16 protein-coding genes are annotated in these 17,135 nt (G+C 58.7%); 10 read left to right on the top strand and 6 right to left on the bottom strand.

Features of this window, described 5'->3' with window-relative positions; all coding sequences use genetic code 11:
- Positions 1 to 11 precede the first annotated feature (11 nt).
- From hisB to K3G63_RS04285, 7 genes are all read left to right on the top strand, one after another.
- On the top strand, positions 12 to 1,124 hold the full coding sequence (hisB, locus tag K3G63_RS04315; protein WP_220612848.1) for a bifunctional histidinol-phosphatase/imidazoleglycerol-phosphate dehydratase HisB: 1,113 nt from the start codon (positions 12 to 14) through the stop codon (positions 1,122 to 1,124).
- Between the two features lie 144 nt (positions 1,125 to 1,268).
- Positions 1,269 to 1,859 carry an imidazole glycerol phosphate synthase subunit HisH gene (gene hisH / locus K3G63_RS04310; RefSeq protein ID WP_220612847.1) on the top strand — a complete coding sequence of 197 codons (591 nt, stop codon included), beginning with the start codon at positions 1,269 to 1,271 and terminating at the stop codon, positions 1,857 to 1,859.
- A gap of 90 nt (positions 1,860 to 1,949) precedes the next feature.
- Positions 1,950 to 2,666, top strand: coding sequence for a 1-(5-phosphoribosyl)-5-[(5-phosphoribosylamino)methylideneamino]imidazole-4-carboxamide isomerase (gene hisA / locus K3G63_RS04305; RefSeq protein WP_220612846.1), 717 nt, complete (start codon positions 1,950 to 1,952; stop codon positions 2,664 to 2,666).
- 15 nt (positions 2,667 to 2,681) lie between these two features.
- Positions 2,682 to 3,440: an imidazole glycerol phosphate synthase subunit HisF gene (hisF, locus tag K3G63_RS04300; protein WP_220612845.1), complete on the top strand. Its 759-nt coding sequence runs from the start codon at positions 2,682 to 2,684 to the stop codon at positions 3,438 to 3,440.
- 125 nt (positions 3,441 to 3,565) lie between these two features.
- Positions 3,566 to 4,207, top strand: coding sequence for a bifunctional phosphoribosyl-AMP cyclohydrolase/phosphoribosyl-ATP diphosphatase HisIE (gene hisIE / locus K3G63_RS04295; RefSeq protein ID WP_220612844.1), 642 nt, complete (start codon positions 3,566 to 3,568; stop codon positions 4,205 to 4,207).
- A gap of 383 nt (positions 4,208 to 4,590) precedes the next feature.
- A complete protein-coding gene (locus K3G63_RS04290; RefSeq protein WP_220612843.1) occupies positions 4,591 to 5,376 on the top strand; it encodes a glycosyltransferase family 2 protein in 786 nt (261 codons plus the stop codon).
- Between the two features lie 15 nt (positions 5,377 to 5,391).
- Positions 5,392 to 6,045, top strand: coding sequence for a lipid-A-disaccharide synthase N-terminal domain-containing protein (locus K3G63_RS04285; protein WP_220612842.1), 654 nt, complete (start codon positions 5,392 to 5,394; stop codon positions 6,043 to 6,045).
- A 99-nt stretch (positions 6,046 to 6,144) separates the two neighbouring features.
- Here the strand turns inward: K3G63_RS04285 and K3G63_RS04280 are convergent, their stop codons facing one another.
- On the bottom strand, positions 6,145 to 7,116 hold the full coding sequence (locus K3G63_RS04280) for a GDP-mannose 4,6-dehydratase (RefSeq protein WP_220612841.1): 972 nt from the start codon (positions 7,114 to 7,116) through the stop codon (positions 6,145 to 6,147).
- A gap of 153 nt (positions 7,117 to 7,269) precedes the next feature.
- Between K3G63_RS04280 and K3G63_RS04275 the strand changes: the two genes are divergently transcribed.
- Both K3G63_RS04275 and K3G63_RS04270 read left to right on the top strand, forming a co-directional pair.
- Positions 7,270 to 8,175, top strand: coding sequence for a glycerophosphodiester phosphodiesterase family protein (locus K3G63_RS04275; RefSeq protein ID WP_220612840.1), 906 nt, complete (start codon positions 7,270 to 7,272; stop codon positions 8,173 to 8,175).
- A gap of 71 nt (positions 8,176 to 8,246) precedes the next feature.
- Entirely contained in the window at positions 8,247 to 9,929 is a 1,683-nt protein-coding gene (locus K3G63_RS04270) for a glycosyltransferase family 39 protein (RefSeq protein ID WP_220612839.1), read from the top strand.
- Positions 9,930 to 10,084: 155 nt separating this feature from the next.
- Here the strand turns inward: K3G63_RS04270 and K3G63_RS04265 are convergent, their stop codons facing one another.
- Positions 10,085 to 11,155: a hypothetical protein gene (locus K3G63_RS04265; RefSeq protein WP_220612838.1), complete on the bottom strand. Its 1,071-nt coding sequence runs from the start codon at positions 11,153 to 11,155 to the stop codon at positions 10,085 to 10,087.
- A 392-nt stretch (positions 11,156 to 11,547) separates the two neighbouring features.
- Here K3G63_RS04265 and K3G63_RS22715 point away from each other — a divergent pair, with 392 nt between their 5' ends.
- On the top strand, positions 11,548 to 11,763 hold the full coding sequence (locus K3G63_RS22715; RefSeq protein ID WP_310794557.1) for an EcsC family protein: 216 nt from the start codon (positions 11,548 to 11,550) through the stop codon (positions 11,761 to 11,763).
- Positions 11,764 to 11,947: 184 nt separating this feature from the next.
- Here K3G63_RS22715 and K3G63_RS04255 read toward each other — a convergent pair whose 3' ends face one another.
- The 4 genes from K3G63_RS04255 to K3G63_RS04240 all read right to left on the bottom strand — a co-directional run bounded on the left by K3G63_RS04255 (position 11,948) and on the right by K3G63_RS04240 (position 16,832).
- Entirely contained in the window at positions 11,948 to 13,090 is a 1,143-nt protein-coding gene (locus tag K3G63_RS04255) for a tetratricopeptide repeat protein (RefSeq protein WP_220612836.1), read from the bottom strand.
- An 86-nt stretch (positions 13,091 to 13,176) separates the two neighbouring features.
- Entirely contained in the window at positions 13,177 to 15,750 is a 2,574-nt protein-coding gene (gyrA, locus tag K3G63_RS04250; RefSeq protein ID WP_220612835.1) for a DNA gyrase subunit A, read from the bottom strand.
- 127 nt (positions 15,751 to 15,877) lie between these two features.
- Positions 15,878 to 16,120 (bottom strand): hypothetical protein, encoded by a 243-nt coding sequence (locus K3G63_RS04245; RefSeq protein ID WP_220612834.1) that lies wholly within the window; start codon positions 16,118 to 16,120, stop codon positions 15,878 to 15,880.
- A 16-nt stretch (positions 16,121 to 16,136) separates the two neighbouring features.
- Positions 16,137 to 16,832 carry an HD domain-containing protein gene (locus tag K3G63_RS04240; RefSeq protein WP_220612833.1) on the bottom strand — a complete coding sequence of 232 codons (696 nt, stop codon included), beginning with the start codon at positions 16,830 to 16,832 and terminating at the stop codon, positions 16,137 to 16,139.
- Positions 16,833 to 17,135 lie beyond the last annotated feature (303 nt).

Genomic DNA, 17,135 nt, shown 5'->3' with positions numbered 1-17,135 from the left:
CAGATCTACCCATGAAAAAAGTTCTCTTCATTGACCGCGACGGCACCATCCTCGTTGAGCCGCCAACGGATTTTCAGGTTGACTCGCTGAGCCGCGAGAAGTTTCAGTTTGTGCCCGGCTCCATCACGGGGCTTGCCCGCATTGCCCGCGAGCTGGAGTACGAGTTGGTGCTGGTCAGCAACCAGGATGGCCTCGGCACCGAGAGCTTCCCGGAGGATACCTTCTGGCCGGCCCATACCCTGATGCTCGACATTCTGCGCTCGGAAGGAGTGGAGTTTGCGCGGGAGCACATTGACCGGAGCTTTCCCCACGAAAACCTTCCTACTCGCAAGCCCGGCATCGGGATGCTGCAGCAGTACGTAGGGGAAGGCAGCGGCTACGACCTGGCCGGCTCCTTTGTCATTGGCGACCGGCTAACCGACGTGGAGCTGGCCCAGAACCTGGGGTGTCAGTCTATCCTGATCCGCCCGGAAGGGGAGGCCGACGACCGCGCCGCGCTGACAACTACGAACTGGGAAAAAATATACCAGTTTCTACGGCTACCCGCCCGCACTGCCGTAGTACAACGCGACACGAATGAAACTAAAATACGCATTGAGGTAAACCTCGACGGCAACGGGCGCCCACAGATGCATACGGGCCTGGGCTTCTTCGACCATATGCTGGATCAGCTCAGTAAGCACTCCGGCGTGGATATGAAAATTTCGGTACAGGGCGACCTGCACATTGACGAACATCACACCATCGAAGACACGGCCATTGCTTTAGGCGAAGCCTTCACCCAGGCTCTGGGCGACAAGCGAGGCGTGGCTCGTTACGGCTTCCTGCTGCCCATGGACGACGTGTTGGCCCAGGCTGCCATCGACTTTTCGGGCCGGCCGTGGCTGGTGTGGGACGCCGAGTTTAAGCGGGAGAAAATCGGGGATATGCCAACCGAAATGTTTTACCATTTCTTTAAAAGCTTCTCCGATGCTGCCCGGTGCAACCTTAACATTAAGGCCGAAGGTCAGAATGAGCACCATAAGATAGAAGCCATTTTCAAGGCCGTGGCGAAGTCTATCAAGATGGCGGTAGTGCGGGATGCCGGCCGTATGGAAATACCCAGCACTAAGGGTATTCTATAGCTTGCCCATTTGTTTAAACATATGGATAGAGCTGATGGCTTGTCGTATACGAGCGCTAAGCGAGAGGTAGCCCGAAGCGGTATTCAGTGTTTGAACATATGGTTAAGCAAATAACTTTTCCGGTTTTCTCATTGGTATATACAAATGGAAATAGCAGTAGTTGATTATAAGGGCGGCAACGTGCAGTCCGTGCTATTTGCCCTGGAGCGCCTGGGGGTGCAGGCTACCCTGACCTCCGAGCCGGAAGTTATCCGGCGGGCGGACAAGGTGCTGTTCCCCGGTGAAGGCGAGGCCGCTTCGGCCATGCGGGAGCTGCGGGCGCAAGGCCTTGATGAGTTGCTGCCGACCCTGACCCAGCCCTTCCTAGGCATCTGCCTGGGCATGCAGTTGCTGGGCCAGCACAGCGAGGAAGGCGGCGGTACGGACCTGCTCGGAATTTTGCCTTTTAACGTGATTCGGTTCCCGGCCGCTGCCGAGTATAAAGTGCCCCACATGGGTTGGAATACGCTGCAGGCGCTTCGCTCTCCGCTCTTCGCCGGGCTGCAGCAGCAAGACTATGTGTACTTCGTGCACAGTTACTACGCTCCGGTAGGAGAGTATACCATTGCGGAGGCGGCTTACCCTGCGCCCTTTAGTGCGGCCGTGCAGCATAAGAACTTTTATGCCGTGCAGTTCCATACCGAAAAGAGCGGCCCCGTTGGTACGCGCATCCTGGAAAACTTTCTGCAGCTGTAAGCAGCGGAGAAGGTAGCCGCGGGGGTGTGCACACCCCCGCGGCTACCTTCTCCGCTGCTGTCTGCCTTACTACCTCTTCTGATAAACCCCATGGAAATCATTCCCGCTATTGACCTGATCAATGGCCAGTGCGTGCGCCTCACGGAGGGCGACTTCTCTCAGCAGACTACCTACGACTCCGACCCGCTGGCCGTGGCCCAACGCTTCGAGCAGCACGGCGTCCGGCGCCTGCATCTGGTAGACCTGGATGGGGCCCGGGCCAAGCGGCCGGTTAACCTGCCCGTGCTGGAGCGCATTGCCCGGCACACGAGTTTAGTGATTGACTTTGGCGGCGGGCTGCAAAGTGAAGAAGCGGTTCGGCAGGCCTTCGACGCCGGGGCCCGCCAGATTACGGCGGGTAGCATTGCCGTGCGGGAGCCTGAAACAGTAGGAGGGTGGCTCCGCACCTTCGGGGCCGAGCGCATTATCGTGGGGGCTGATTTCCGCGACAACACCATTTCCATTAACGCCTGGGCCGAGCAGAGCGAGCGGACCCTGCGGGAGTTTGTGAGCGACTACCTGACGGCCGGAGCCACGACCTTTATCTGCACCGACGTCAGCAAGGATGGCAAGCTGCAGGGACCGGCGCTGGCTACCTACCAGGAGTTGCGCCAGCAACTGCCCGCGGCCCAGCTGGTGGCCAGCGGGGGCGTCACGACGATTGCGGATGTGGAAGCCCTGGCCGAGGTCGGAATGCACGGCGCCATCATTGGCAAGGCTATTTACGAAGGCACGATAACCCTGACGCAGCTGCAGCCCTGGTTGTAAGCACTACCCACCCTCATGCTAACCAAACGAATTATTCCCTGCCTCGACGTAAAGGATGGCCGCACCGTGAAGGGCGTCCGCTTTGAGGGGCTGCGCGACGCGGGTGACCCCGTTGCCCTGGCCTCCCGCTACGCCCGTGAAGGCGCCGACGAGCTGGTCTTTCTCGATATTACGGCCACCAACCAGAAGCGCGCTACCCTAGTAGCGCTGGTGCGCGACGTGGCCCGGGAGCTGGACATCCCCTTCACCGTCGGCGGCGGTATCGGGACGGTTTCCGACGTAGAAGCCTTGCTGCTGAACGGAGCCGATAAAGTCAGCATCAACTCTGCCGCCCTGGCCCGGCCCGAGCTGATTGACGAACTGGCCGCCCGCTTCGGGTCCCAGTGCATCGTGGTGGCCGCCGATGCCCGCTTCCACGAGGCTGGCGGCTGGCAGATCTATACCCGGGCCGGCACCCACAACACCGGCCGCGACGCGGTGCAGTGGTGCCGGGAGGCGGCGGAGCGGGGCGCCGGCGAAATCCTGCTGACCTCCATGAGCAACGATGGCACCAAGGATGGCTTTGCCCTGGATATTACCGGGGCCGTTAGCCGGGCCGTGTCGGTGCCGGTAGTGGCCTCGGGGGGAGCAGGTTCCAAGCAGGATTTCACCCACGTCTTTCAGCAGGCCCACGCCGATGCTGGGCTGGCCGCCAGCATTTTTCACTTCGGCGAAATTGGTATCCGGGAGCTGAAGGAACATCTGCGTCTCGACGGCATTCCCGTGCGGTTGTAAGCGTGGAGCCGCCGGCATAGGGTAGGGACTCCTAGCGGGTGGGCCTGTTTCCTTGCTTTCGGCGGCATACCTAGTGGCTACTGGCTTGCTACCCCCATTTCTACTCTTCTACCTCACCACTACTGATGGACTTTGCTAAAATGCCCGACGGGCTGATTCCGGTTATCGTGCAGGATGCTCATACGGGCCAGGTCCTGATGCTGGGCTACCAGAACGAGGAGGCCCAGCGCGTCACCCACCAAACCGGCCGCGTGACGTTCTACTCCCGTTCTAAGCAGCGCCTCTGGACCAAGGGGGAAACCTCGGGCCACTACCTCACCGTAGTCAGCCAGCATCCCGACTGTGACCAGGACGCGCTGCTCATCCGGGCTATTCCCGACGGGCCCACCTGCCACCGCGGCACCACCAGCTGCTTTGAGCAGGCAGACCAAACGGCGTACCCGGCCCCGGCCGTGAGCTTTATTGCCGAACTGGAGCGGCTGGTGCAGCGGCGGCAGCGCTACCCCGAGGAAGACCCCAAATCCTACACGGCGTCGTTGTTTCGGAAAGGAATGCCCAAGATTGCCCAGAAAGTAGGAGAGGAGGCCGTCGAGACGGTAATTGATGCCGTGGCCGGCAACCGGGAAGGCCTGAGCGGCGAGGCCGCCGACCTGCTCTATCATTTGCTGGTGCTGCTCACCGCCTCGGGGCTTTCACTAGACGACGTGGTGCAGGTGCTGCGCCAGCGCCACACCGTTATTGCCGGGGGCGTGCGGCGGGAAGAGTAATCTGATTTGGGTTGGGAATAAGAAAAGGGGTAGGTGAGTTGTAGCTGCTGGCCGGCCCACCCGTCGTCCTTCGCCTGCCAGAGGCCTGCTGCGAAGCGAGAATGTACCCACTCCTTTTTTGCAGAAGGCCTCTGGAGTACTACTGCTCTACTGTAGTACTACTGTAAAGGCGATAAAGGGATTTGCGTGCTGGGCGAGTACCGCGCCTGGCGGCGGCACTGGCAAGCCTTTACCCGCTGGCCCGCCGTGTCCCTTACGCCGCTCGGTCTGAATTAAAAAAGCGCCCCGCCGACCCCGGCGGGGCGCTTTTACGTAGGACAGGGCACACGCAGAATCCTGCGTACCTTGCAGCCCTTTTCCCTCAGCCCTCTCCGTATCTGCGTATGCCCGACAATGCCTCCTATTTAGCCCAGCAAAGCCTGACGGTGCTCGTGCCCGTCTATAACGAAGAAGAAAGCCTGGGGCAGTTTGTGGTGGAGATGAACAAGTTTTTGGCCGTCACGCCGGTGGCTACTACCGTCCTGTTCGTTAATGATGGGTCTACCGATGGTTCGCTGGCTATTCTGCGCGACGTGTGCCGGCAGCATGCGGCCTATGAGTTTATCAGCCTTAGCCAGAACCGCGGACTGAGCACGGCCATCAAAGCCGGTATTGACCATACCCGCACAACCCTGATCGGCTACATCGACTCCGATATTCAAACGACTCCGCTGGACTTTCTGGAGTTCTTTCCCTTTTTCCCCGAGTACGACATGGTCAACGGTATCCGGGCCAAGCGCCAGGATACCTTCGTGAAGAAGCTTTCCTCTAAAATAGCCAACGGGGTGCGGCGCACCCTTATCAACGATGGTATTCAGGATACGGGGTGCCCGCTGAAAATCATTAAAATTGAGTACGCCCGTCGTATTCCCCTGTTCCACGGCATGCACCGCTTCCTGGGGGCCCTGGTGCAGCTGCAGGGTGGGCAGGTCAAGCAGTTGCCCGTGCGCCACTTCCCGCGCTTCGCCGGTACGGCCAAGTACAACCTCTGGAACCGGGCCTGGAAGCCCCTGGTAGACACCTTCGGCTTCCGCTGGATTCGCTCGCGCTGGAAAAACTACGACATTGGCGAGCATCATCGCCAGCCGGTGGCCCAGGCCGAGGGTAGCACTCCTGTCCGGGGCAATTAATCTGGGGCCTCGGTGATGACCACGCAAACTATTGCCTTGGGCATTGGGCTGGTGTCGCAGCTCTTGTTTTCGAGCCGGATTGTGCTGCAGTGGATACAGAGCGAGCGGGCCAAGCGGGTGCTGGTGCCGGCCTTGTTCTGGCAGATCAGCCTGGTGTCCTCGTTTCTGATGATTGTCTACGGCATTCTGCGCCACGACCCGGTGATTCTGGCCGCTCAGCTCATTAGCTACGCTATCTACATTCGTAACCTGCAGTTGCTGGGCGAGTGGAATAAGCTGACCCCCTGGTTTCGGGCGGGGGCCTACGTGTTTCCGGTGGCCATGCTGGGCTGGTTTGTGGCCGGCAATCAGCACTTCAGCCTGCGGGCCATGCTGGGCAGCCGCATTCCGCGGGGAGTACTGCTGCTGGGGGCCGTAGGGCAGGCCATCTTCTTGCTGCGCTTCGTGTACCAGTGGCTTTACTCCGAGCGCAAGGGCGAATCGTCGTTGCCCCTGAGCTTCTGGGTGATCAGCTTCCTGGGTTCCGTGCTGATTCTAGTGTACGCCCTATTGCGCCAGGACGTGGTCCTGCTCCTTGGCAACCTCTTCGGCACGGTCGTATATGCTCGCAACATCGTGCTACTGCGCCGGGAAGAGGCGCGCGGGGTGTTCCGCGCCCCACGCGTGTAGCCTTGCGCCCTACGGGGGGAAGAGCTTGCGGAACTTCCATTGCAGGCCCGCCAGATACGTATCTGACGGGCCTGCAATTGGGGGTAGATAACTAGCCGGTCAGCTCCTGGTCTGGTCTAGCCAGTGGACAAATTCCTGCAGGCCCTGGGCCAGGGTAGTTTGGGGCGCGTAGCCCAGCAGCCGTTGCGCCTTGCTGATGTCGGCGTAGGTAATATCTACGTCGCCGGCCTGCATGGGCTGGAAGGACAAGGCCGGGGTCTGGCCAACGGCCCGGCCCACCGCGTCGATAAGCTCAAGCAGGGGTACGGGCCGGTTGTTGCCCAGATTAAGAGTGTCGTAGACGTTTTCTTGCCGCAACAAGTAGTCTACGCCCCGGGCAATGCCATCTACTGTATCCAGCACAAAGGTATAGTCGCGGGCCGTGGTGCCGTCGCCGAATACGGGAATGGGCTGCCCGTCGCGCAGCAGGCGCACAAATTTGTGAATGGCCAGATCGGGGCGCTGGCGCGGACCGTACACCGTAAAAAACCGGGCATTGAGCACGTCCAGGCCGTAGAGGTGATGGTAGGTGTAGGTCAGTTGCTCCCCGCTGAGTTTGGAGGCGGCGTAAGGCGAAATGCAGGCGGCTAACAGGGGCATGTCCTCCCGAAACGGCCGCTCCGGCGTGTTGCCGTACACCGACGACGAGGAGGCGAAAAACAGCTTTGTAATCTCGCGGTGGCGCATCCATTCCAGCAGATGCGTGGTGCCGATGACATTGTTTTCGAGGTAGGCAACGGGCTCCCGGACCGAGGGGCCTACCCCGGCCTTAGCGGCCAGGTGCACCACTACCTCGATGGGGTCGGCGGGCAGGGCGTCCACCAGCGCATCAAGGCCCTGGCGCAGGTCGGCTTCGTGAAAGGTAAAGCGGGGGTGCTGCAGGCAGGCCCGCAGATTTTCCTGCTTGCGGGCCCGCGGATAAAAGGGGTCGAAATTATCCAGGCCAACCACGCGGTGCCCGTCGTGGAGCAGCCGCTCGGCGAGGTGCGAGCCAATAAAGCCCGCGCAGCCAGTAACCAGAATGGAAGCCATGCGTGAGGTGCAGGGAGAAGGTAAGGGGAGAGTCCGCTGCCCGGAGGGCGGGGCGCAAATGTAACCGGAATTGCCCATCTACGGTTATGCTACGTATAGGGCGGTGCCCCGACGTGTTGCCGGGAATTACTGCCCCCGCCTACTTGCCCAACCATGAACATCTTTTTCCCTGCGTGGCTGCGGCCGTTGGCGGCGGTAGCAGCAGTTCTGCTGCTGGGCTCCGCCGCCGGCGCCGCCGTTGATGAGCCCGCTCCCCGCGTGCCCAATCACCAGCAGCGCCGGCCGCTGGTGATTGGGCACGCGGGCTCGGGCTTCCTGCACCTGTTTAATGGGTTGCCGCCCAGCAGTCTGCGCAGCATCAACCGGGCCCTGCGCCGGGGCGCCGATGGAGTGGAGGTCGATGTGCGCCTGAGTCAGGATAGTATCCCGGTGCTCTACCACGACCATACCCTCAATTCCATGACCAACGGGGCGGGCTGCGTAAGCCAGACCCCCGCCGCCCGGCTGGTTGGCCTGCGCTACCGGACCGGCTGGCCCTACGACTGGTTGCAGCACGAACGCATTGCGACCCTGGAAACTCTGCTGGCCGTGCTACCCCAGGGCCCCTCCTTTCCCTACCTGCATCTGGATTTGCACGAGGAGGATGCCTGTTCCGGGGGCGAAACCGCGCGTAGCCGGGCCCTGGCGCGCCACTTGACGTTGCTGCTCACCCAGTACCACGTGCCGGCCGAGCGGGTCCTGATCCTGACGAACCGGCCGGCTACTCTGCTGTATTTGCGCGAGCTGTTACCCGCCGTGCCCCTGGGGCTGGAGTTTACGGATACCTTTGAGAGCGGCTTGGCCCAGTTGCAGCAACTGCCCGCCGTACAGGCCGCTGTGCTCCACAAAGACGACGTTACCCCGGCGCGGACTGCTCTCCTCCACGGGTTAGGCCGGGCGGTAGTGGTATTTGGCGGCCGTTCGGCCCGGGCCGTAACGCGGGTAGTGGCCGTGGCCCCCGACGCCTACGAAGTAGATAACGTGCGGCAACTACAGGCTACGCTACGTCGAAAGCGGTAAACCAGAGGTTCCAGTGTTCGACTTAACTGGAGCCGGTGGCTCCCACAATGTGCTGAACTTCTATCTAGCCTATGCGCAGCTTACGGAATAGTAGCTCCCGATGGGGACGAGTGGTAGCAGTGTTGGTGGTATGCGGGGTAAATTTCTTTGTCCACAGTGGTGCTCCTGACGTGAGCCTGATGGAGTCGCGTAACTTTGTAGCGGCCCGGGAAATGGTAGCCGGGGGCTCGTGGCTGATTCCGACCATGAACGGGGAGTTGCGGCTGGCCAAACCTCCGCTGCCCACCTGGGCTGTCGCGGCCCTGCAGAAACTTACCGGTCCTACCGAAGACCTGGGGCTGCTACGCCTGCCGGCGGCGCTAGCCGCTACCCTGCTGGTGCTCTTCTTCTGGGGGCTGGCCCGGGAACTTACCCGCAACGCTCCGGGCGAACAGTCCCAGCCTGGGCGAACGGCCTGGTGGAGTGCTCTGGTACTGGCTAGCTGCCTGCTGGTGCTTACCAGCGGCCGGGAGGGGCAGTGGGATATCTTTGCCAATAGTATGATGGTCGGTAGCCTGTGGCTGTTAGTCCGGGGCTGGGGGCAGTCGGGGAAGGCCTGGCTGCCTTTCCTGGGAGCCGGTATCCTGGCCGGGCTATCCATGCTCAGCAAGGGGCCCGTGGCCGTGTACGCGCTGCTGCTGCCTTTCCTGCTGGCCTACCTGATCCGGCAGCCGCAGCACCGCCGGCAGGTGAGGCGGCAGCGGTGGGGGACCCTGGCCGCGGCCGTACTGGGGGTGGGGGTTGGAGCCAGTTGGCCGGCGTATATCGGCCTACACGTAGCTCCCGCCGCCCTGCGGGTAGCCCGCACCGAGATTTCCTCCTGGGGCGACCGGCACGTGCAGGCCCCGTGGTATTACTGGTCGTTTTTTGCTTTTACCGGCCTGTGGGCCCTGGTGGCTTTGGCTAGTTTGGTGTGGCCGTATGCCCGAGTCCGGGCCGGGCGGTTTATACCCTATGCCGTGGCGTTGGGGTGGGTGGTGGCTGGACTGGTGTTGCTGAGCCTGGTGCCTGAAAAAAAAGAGCGCTACATGCTGCCTCTTATGCCTCCCTTGGCATTGCTGGTTGCCGGGCTGCTGCGGTACTGGGAAACCATGCGGAACGAAACCTCTGCTTTCTCCGGCCCCGACCGGTGGGTAGTGCGGGGCTGGGCCGGCCTGCTGCTGCTGCTGTTTCTGGGGGTGCCCGTAGCGATGATCCTAACGCATTTGCCGGGCTTTGGCTGGTGGTCTCCCCGTTTTCTGTGCGGTAGCGCCCTCTTTACCGGTCTTGGTCTGTGGGTGGGCTGGCAGGGAGTGCGCCATGCCCGGGTAGTGGGGGTCGCGCGGGCGACGGTGGTGGGAGTGGCGGCTGTTGTCGCCGTGCTTATGCCTGCTTATCCGGCCTGGGAGGCCCGTAAAGACACCCCCGGGCTTCGTCGGATGCGCGATACGCGGCAGCTACCCGCGTTGGCAGCCATTACTACCTGGCGGAGTTTAGATACCCTGCACGTAAAACAGATATGGGCCGCTGGCCGAGCCATACCCGTCTGGCATCCCACAACCAAGGAATTAACCAAACTCTCCACGCCGGTAGGGGTATTCAGCGCTTCGCCCACGGGAGAGCGTCTGCCGGCTGGGTGGGCCGGTCATGTCCGGCTGACGGTGCTGGACACCTTTTACCTCGGGCGAAATCGAGAGTCCGGGTACTGGTACGTATCCCGACTAGATCCTATTTGATAGGTTCGGTACTTCTGGAGCTTTCTCGCAGGAAGCCAGCCAGGTAAGGCCATACTCTATTTAACATAATGTATAAATGAACACTTGCTCCTCCTCTAGCGAACCTGGTCGTGTTGTTAGAGACGGAGCAAGTGTCCGGGAGAGGGTAGAAGTGCCTAGCGACTTAATCGACGACGTATTTTATCGAGAAGTGCGCTTACAATCTCTAAGTCGTCTAAGTCATGAATAGAGAGTTGTGTGTCCATCCCAGGTCCGCTGATATGAATGGTGTATGCCGTGGTTTCCAAAGAAGCTGGAGTTACAGGAGCTGCCGCTACAGGAGCCACAGTACCTGTAGCCAATGATTCCGTTACCGCGGGTATGGGAGCAGTACTGGCGGTGGTGCTGGGTACAAACACTGCTTCGGGCCCGGCGCCAGCGGGGGAGGATAAGGTGCTGTCTGGGGCGGTGAAGTCATCCGGCTCCGCTGCATCAAGCCCAAACAAAGTAGATACAGTATCGGCAACGCGGCCGGGAGTTGGTATATAGCCGGGCAGGGAAGATATACTACTTTGTTGTTGGAGAGAAGCAGGTGGGGGAGCCGTGGAAGCAGTAGTCCCGGCTACACCTATAGGTTGTCCAGGATCAACAGCAGCAGCCCGAAACATGTTTAGGGGCATTTCGGAGCTAGCCAATTCCCGGCGGGGAGTTTGCGTGGCTAATTGGTCTATATCAGCTATAACGTTCCGCTCATCCAATACGCCGGCCATACGTGCTCCATCCACAAATGCTTTTGCTACGCCCTGAGCGTTTATCTCTTCTACCCCAAATTCGCGGATGAGCATTACATCAAACATATGTACGGGAAGCTCACGGTTCCGAAACTTGCGACATATCTGGGTAAATAAGGGAGGGTGTAGAAAGGCTTCCCGATGATAGATTTTCTCCTCCTGCTTATCATACGCGTGTTTTATCCTGCGAAATAAGTTGGTAGTGGTGAGCAGTTCTCGTTTGCTGGTAAGCAAGCCAAACTTTACAGCCGAGCCAATGATAGCTTTGAAAGAGCCGCTGACCTTCCGGTTAAGTTTACGCGCTGCTGTTTCGATAGCACATTTACCACCGGTGTCATCTACTATTTCTGCCACCTCCCAGGCACTGGCATAGCTGGTTCTTGGGTAGTCAATAGTCTTAGGCATAAAAAAGAAAACAGTATGAAGTTCAAAAAAGAAGCGGTAGTAAAGATACAAGGGAATACCAATAAAAGTTAGTATAAGTATAAAATAGTAGTATAAAGTTAAAATTAGTAATTATGATGCTTTTTTATACTTTTATTTACTTAATATAATACTTCCTCCACATGCCGGATGTATTATATCTATCCAACATCAATAGGAGTGAGGAAGAGCAACAAGAAGTACATATCACGGTTGGGTAAGATCCACTCAGCATATACCAGAGAAGCACCAAAGTCAACAAAAGCGCAGTATAGAAGTCAGCTTAGTACGTACTCAAGCTTGTGATACTTTGACAACGAATGGACTCGTTCAGAACAATAAGAAGCATAGAGCAACAGATACTACAAGGCGTAACAGCCAAGCAGCCACAACATGGTGGGTGGCAAGCAAATCCGAACCTAGTGGTGAACACTAAAGTAACCGGGACCGGGGGCTTCTTGCTGGGCCTGACCGATTCTCGGCTGCTGGGCCTCAAGCTCAAGTTCCTGTCCGACGTGGCAGCGCTGTATGGCTACGATGTGCGCGACTACACCAAGCGCCTGTTTTTGCTGCACATCTTTCAGCTTGCGTTCAGCAGCCAACATACCCGCAACCAGGCGTACCAGCACGTAGCCACCTGACCAGAGGAAGACAAAGGAGGAACATACCTATAAACAGAGTCTCTCGAACTCTAAAAGAGCAGTACGTACTTTGTCTTATAATTTATATTATGTTAAGTAAACTTTTAAAAGAGTAGCCCAGACTTCTATATAGTCTGGGCTACGCAGTTCATCTCTCCCCTAGGTAGCGGAAAGAAGGCAATGGTTACTTCTTTAGCCCATCGAGCTTAGCCGACATACGCTCAGAGTCAGCCGTGCGACCTACCCGCAGATAAGCCTTTTGCAACGACGAAATGGTTGCCCGATCATCAGGTTGTGCCTGCAACGCTTTCTCAAAGTACGGCAACGACTCTTGGAAATACTTCTTGCCATCGGCCTCGTACTTCTTACCCGACTTCTGATACTCCGCTAAGCTCATTTTGCTGGCCCGCGTGTACAGATCAGCTGCCTTGTTGTAGTTGTATACACCCAGGTTAAAGTTAGCATCGAAGTTATTGGGATCTACTTCAACAGCTTTCTTATAGGCCTCCAGCGCTTTGGCCGGCTGCTTATCCTGGTCATAAATAGAACCCAGAACCGCATACAGGTTAGAGTTGGTAGGATCTGCGGCGATGGCCTTTTCGATTTTGCTGATGGCCTCTTTGCCCCGGCCAGCGCTCAGCTCCATATTCAGATCTTCCAGCATAAAGCCCTTGTTGTTGGGATATGCTACCAGCGCATCCTGCACTACCTTGCGGGCAGCGGCATCATCTTTTTCTTGGCGGGCAATCTGCAACAGGCGGCCGTACATCTGGGGCGACTTATAGCCAATCCCCTGGAGCTTGCCGTACATTTCCTTCGCGCCGCCGAAATCCTGGTTGGCTTCCGCCGCGTACGCCGCGTAGAGATACGCTGTCGAATCCTGGGGGCGGATCTGCTGAGCCATGCGGTACGAATCAATGGCTTTGGCAAAATCCTTACTGTTATAGCTTTCAACACCCGAGTTCAGGGCCAGCCCGTACAAGCCGTCCAGTTTCTGGGAAGCCATTTTCCCATACTCGCTGTCTTTGCCTTCCAAGCTCACCGCTTTCGAGTAAGATTCAAATGCCGTTTTAGTTGCTTCCGTAGCGGGCATCGTCTTGCCATAGATCGGGCTGGCTACGATGCCCTCGTAGATTTCTCCTCGGGTATACCACGTCTTGGCTTTACCCTGGGTTTTTTCGTTGGTAATAGCTTTATCGATTTCCGTCCGGGCCTTGTCCAGCGTACCTTGCTTTTGGAACAGAATAGCATTCGTGACGGCTGAGTTCTGGGCCGAGGCCGTGTGAAGAGCGGCCGCAGCCAGGAGAGTCAACAGAGTCTTCTTCATGGGAGGTTTTCTGAAGAATGAGCAGGTTAGTGAAAGGAATTGCAACGCAAACGGCAGAACTCACCGATGAGTTCTGCCGCCGCAAGTTAATTAGCGCTGAGGGAATCCGGCGCCGTGAGGTCTGCGTCCTCAGAAGCCAGTAGCGCCGGCTCGTTCGGGGCACCACTTGAAAACAGTCCGTCCAAGGGTTCCTCCAGCCCGGCTTCTTTCTCTTCCGAGGCCACCTTGGCTACGGAAGAGATTTCGTCACCCTGACTGATTTTCAGCAGGCGTACGCCCTGCGTGGCCCGGCCAATGCTCCGCAGCTCGCTCATTCGCAGCCGGATAGTAATGCCAGACTTGTTGATAATCATCAAGTCGTCCGCGTCGCTAACGGCTTTAATGGTCACCAGTTGCCCGGTTTTGTCGGTGAGCTTCATGGCCCGCACGCCTTTTCCCCCGCGGTTAGTAATGCGGTACTCTTCCAGGGGGCTGCGCTTACCGTAGCCGTTCTCCGACACGACCAGCAGCTCGTCCTGACTGTCTTTATCAATGCACACCATACCGACAACCCGGTCATCGGGCATGTCCTCGGCCAGCGTGATGCCCCGCACCCCGGCGGCCGTGCGGCCCATGGAGCGCACTTTTTCTTCGGGGAAGCGTACGGCCCGACCCGAACGCAACGCCAGCACTACCTCCGAGTTGCCGTTGAGCAGCTGTACGTCCAGCAGCCGGTCGCCTTCGTTGATGGTAATGGCGTTGATACCGGCGGCCCGCGGCCGTGAATAGGCCTCCAGCGGAGTTTTCTTTACCGTGCCCTGCTCGGTGCAGAACATCAGGAAAGTATTGTCGAGGTAGTCCGGGTCGCGCAGGCCACGCACGTTCAGCACGGAACGTACGGAGTCTTCGCGCGGAATCTCAATCAAGTTCTGAATGGGACGGCCCTTGGTGTTCTTGCCGCCTTCCGGCACCTCGTATACTTTCAGCCAGAATACGCGGCCGGCTTCGGTGAAAAACAGCAGGTACTCGTGGGTAGTAGCCACAAACAGGTGCTCGGTAAAGTCGTCCTGCTTGGAAGCTGCCCCGCGGGCCCCTACTCCTCCCCGACCCTGGGCCCGGTATTCATCCAGGGCCGTGCGCTTGATGTACCCTTCGCGCGAGATGGTAATGACCATGCTCTCGTCGGCAATCATGTCTTCCATCGAGAAGTCGCCACCGGCGTACTCAATGGTGGTACGGCGGGCATCGCCGTAGCGCTCCTTGATGTCAACCAGTTCCTGCCGGATAATGTCGCGCTGCATGTCCTCCGAGGCCAGTACGGCCTTCAGGTGGTCAATGAGGGCCATCAGGTCGTTGTACTCCTGCACGAGCTTGTCGCGCTCCAGGCCGGTGAGGCGCTGCAAACGCATGTCCAGGATGGCGCGGGCCTGCACTTCGCTCAGCGAGAACCGCTCAATGAGCTGCAAGCGGGCGGCGTCACCATCGCGGGAGGCGCGGATCAGGGCAATTACCTCGTCGAGGTGGTCGAGGGCAATGAGCAGGCCTTCCAGGATATGGGCCCGCTTCTGGGCTTCAGCCAGCTCGTAGCGGGTCCGGCGCACTACCACATCGGCGCGGTGCTCCACGAAGTGCTGAATCAGATCCTTCAGGTTGAGCGTCATCGGGCGACCCTTTACCAGGGCCACGTTGTTGACCCCGAAAGAGGACTGCAGCTGGGTGTACTTGAACAGGTTGTTCAGGACCACCGTGGGCATGGCGTCGCGCTTCAGGTCATACACGATGCGCATACCGTCGCGGTCCGACTCGTCGCGCAGGTCAGCAATGCCCTCGATCTTCTTCTCATTGATCAGGGCCGCCGTCTTCTCAATCATCGAGGCCTTGTTCACCATGTAGGGAATTTCGGTCACGACAATCTGCTCCTTGCCCGAAGCAGTGGTTTCGAAGTGGGCCTTGGCCCGCATCACCACCCGGCCCCGGCCGGTTTCAAACGCCTGCTTCACGCCCTCGTAGCCGTAGATAATCCCGCCCGTCGGGAAGTCAGGCGCGGTTACGTGTTCCATGAGCTCGGCCACCGTAATGTCGGGGTTCGAGAGGTAGGCCGTAATGCCATCGACAACCTCCGTAAGATTGTGCGGGGCCATGTTGGTCGCCATACCCACGGCAATACCGGTGGTACCGTTTACCAGCAGGTTCGGAAACTTGGCCGGCATCACCGACGGCTCCTCCAGGGAGTCGTCGAAGTTGGGCTGGAAATCCACAGTATCCTTGTCCAGGTCGCCGAGCATTTCGTCGGCCAGGCGCTTGAGGCGGGCTTCGGTGTAGCGCATAGCCGCCGGCGAGTCGCCGTCGATGCTACCAAAGTTGCCTTGACCGTCTACCAGGGGGTAGCGCAGGCTCCAGTCCTGGGCCATGCGCACCATGGTGTCATAGACCGAGGAGTCGCCGTGGGGATGGTACTTACCGAGCACTTCCCCCACGATACGGGCGCTCTTTTTATAGGATTTGTTGTAGGATACGCCCAACTCCGACATGCCGTAGAGTACGCGCCGGTGCACGGGTTTCAGCCCGTCGCGCACGTCGGGCAGAGCCCGGGAGATGATAACCGACATCGAGTAGTCGATGTAGGCCCCACGCATCTCATCTTCAATGTTTATCGGAATGATCTTTTCGCCTTCCGCCATAGGGAGAGTGTAGTCGGCCAGCGGGGCTCCAAAGGAGGAGCTTCCTGGCCCGTGAGAGTGAACTTCTTTAAGACTGCAAGATAGGCAAAAAACCCCGATTTACCTAGCCAGAAGCCCGATTTGCGGGCTATTTCAGCGTCTTGCTGCGGTCGTTTTTGTGCTTGCCTGTTTCCTGCTTGTGCACCTTGATTTTCTCGCCAATGGCCGGGTTCTGCTTCTTGAAAAAGGGCTGTCCACGGTACTTCACCCCGCTGTGCAGATGCACCTTACGGGTGTGGCAGGAAACAATGGGGCAGGTGCGGCACGAAACCACTGATAGCAGGCACGCTGCCAGCAGCAGGCAGCGGGAAATAGTAGAGACGAAAGGCATGGGGTAAAGATAGAAATTAGAGCTCGGCCACATCCTGCCCTTCCCACTCGCGCAGGAACTGAGCCAGAAACTGCTCCAGATAGGCATGTCGTTCCTCGGCCACCCGACGGGCAGCGGGCGTGTTCAGCCGTTCCCGCAAGTGCAGCAGCTTCTCGTAGAAGTGGTTGATGGTTGGGGCCGTATTCTGCTTGTAGCTCTCGAAGGAATCGTGCCGGACGGGCGGCACGCTGGGGTCATGCAAGGGGCGGTTTTTGTGGCCGCCGTAGGCGAAGGCCCGGGCTACCCCAATAGCCCCAATGGCATCGAGGCGGTCGGCATCCTGTACCAGCTCCCCTTCCAGGGTGCTCATGGGGGTAGCTACTCCGAGGCCCTTGAAGCTGATTTCGCGGATAATCTTTTCTACGCCTTCAATAACTGATTCCGGAGCGTGCTGGCTTTCCAGCCACTGCCGGGCCGCCCGCGGGCCCGCTTCCTCATCGCCGCCGTGGAACTTCCAGTCAGCTACGTCGTGCAGCAACGCCCCTAGTTCGGTCACCAGCGCATCGGCCTGGGGCGTCTGGCGGGCCAGGGCACGGGCAACCTGCCACACCCGGCGAATATGCTCCCAGTCGTGGCCTGAGCCTTCGTGCAGAAATTTCTCACGGATAAACTCGACCGTACGGGTAAGTAAAACTGCAGCAACGTCGGCCGGAACTGTTGGGATGGGTGACATACAGGGGAGATAAATACAACGCCTAAAAGTACAGCCAAAATGCGGGCCGGCGGTCCCCCTCTCCCTCCGCCTCACCCCATCCGCCCCGGGTAGGTCTCCTACCTTTTCGGAAAGTATTTAATCATGTCCAGCACAAATTGACACTAGCAGATAATTTCAAGCAGTTGCACTGCTACAATTCCTTTTACCCTGCCGCAGCGTTACTTCACTACTGCTTATTTAGTTATCGAGTTAAATACCAGAATACTACTACAGGGCTAAAAAATATTTTTTCAGGCACCGAAATCCGATGGGAAATACCAG

It is taken from the genome of Hymenobacter sp. HSC-4F20, assembly GCF_019599275.1.
Taxonomy (GTDB): Bacteria; Bacteroidota; Bacteroidia; order Cytophagales; family Hymenobacteraceae; genus Hymenobacter.
This window is presented reverse-complemented; position numbering and strand designations above follow the sequence as displayed.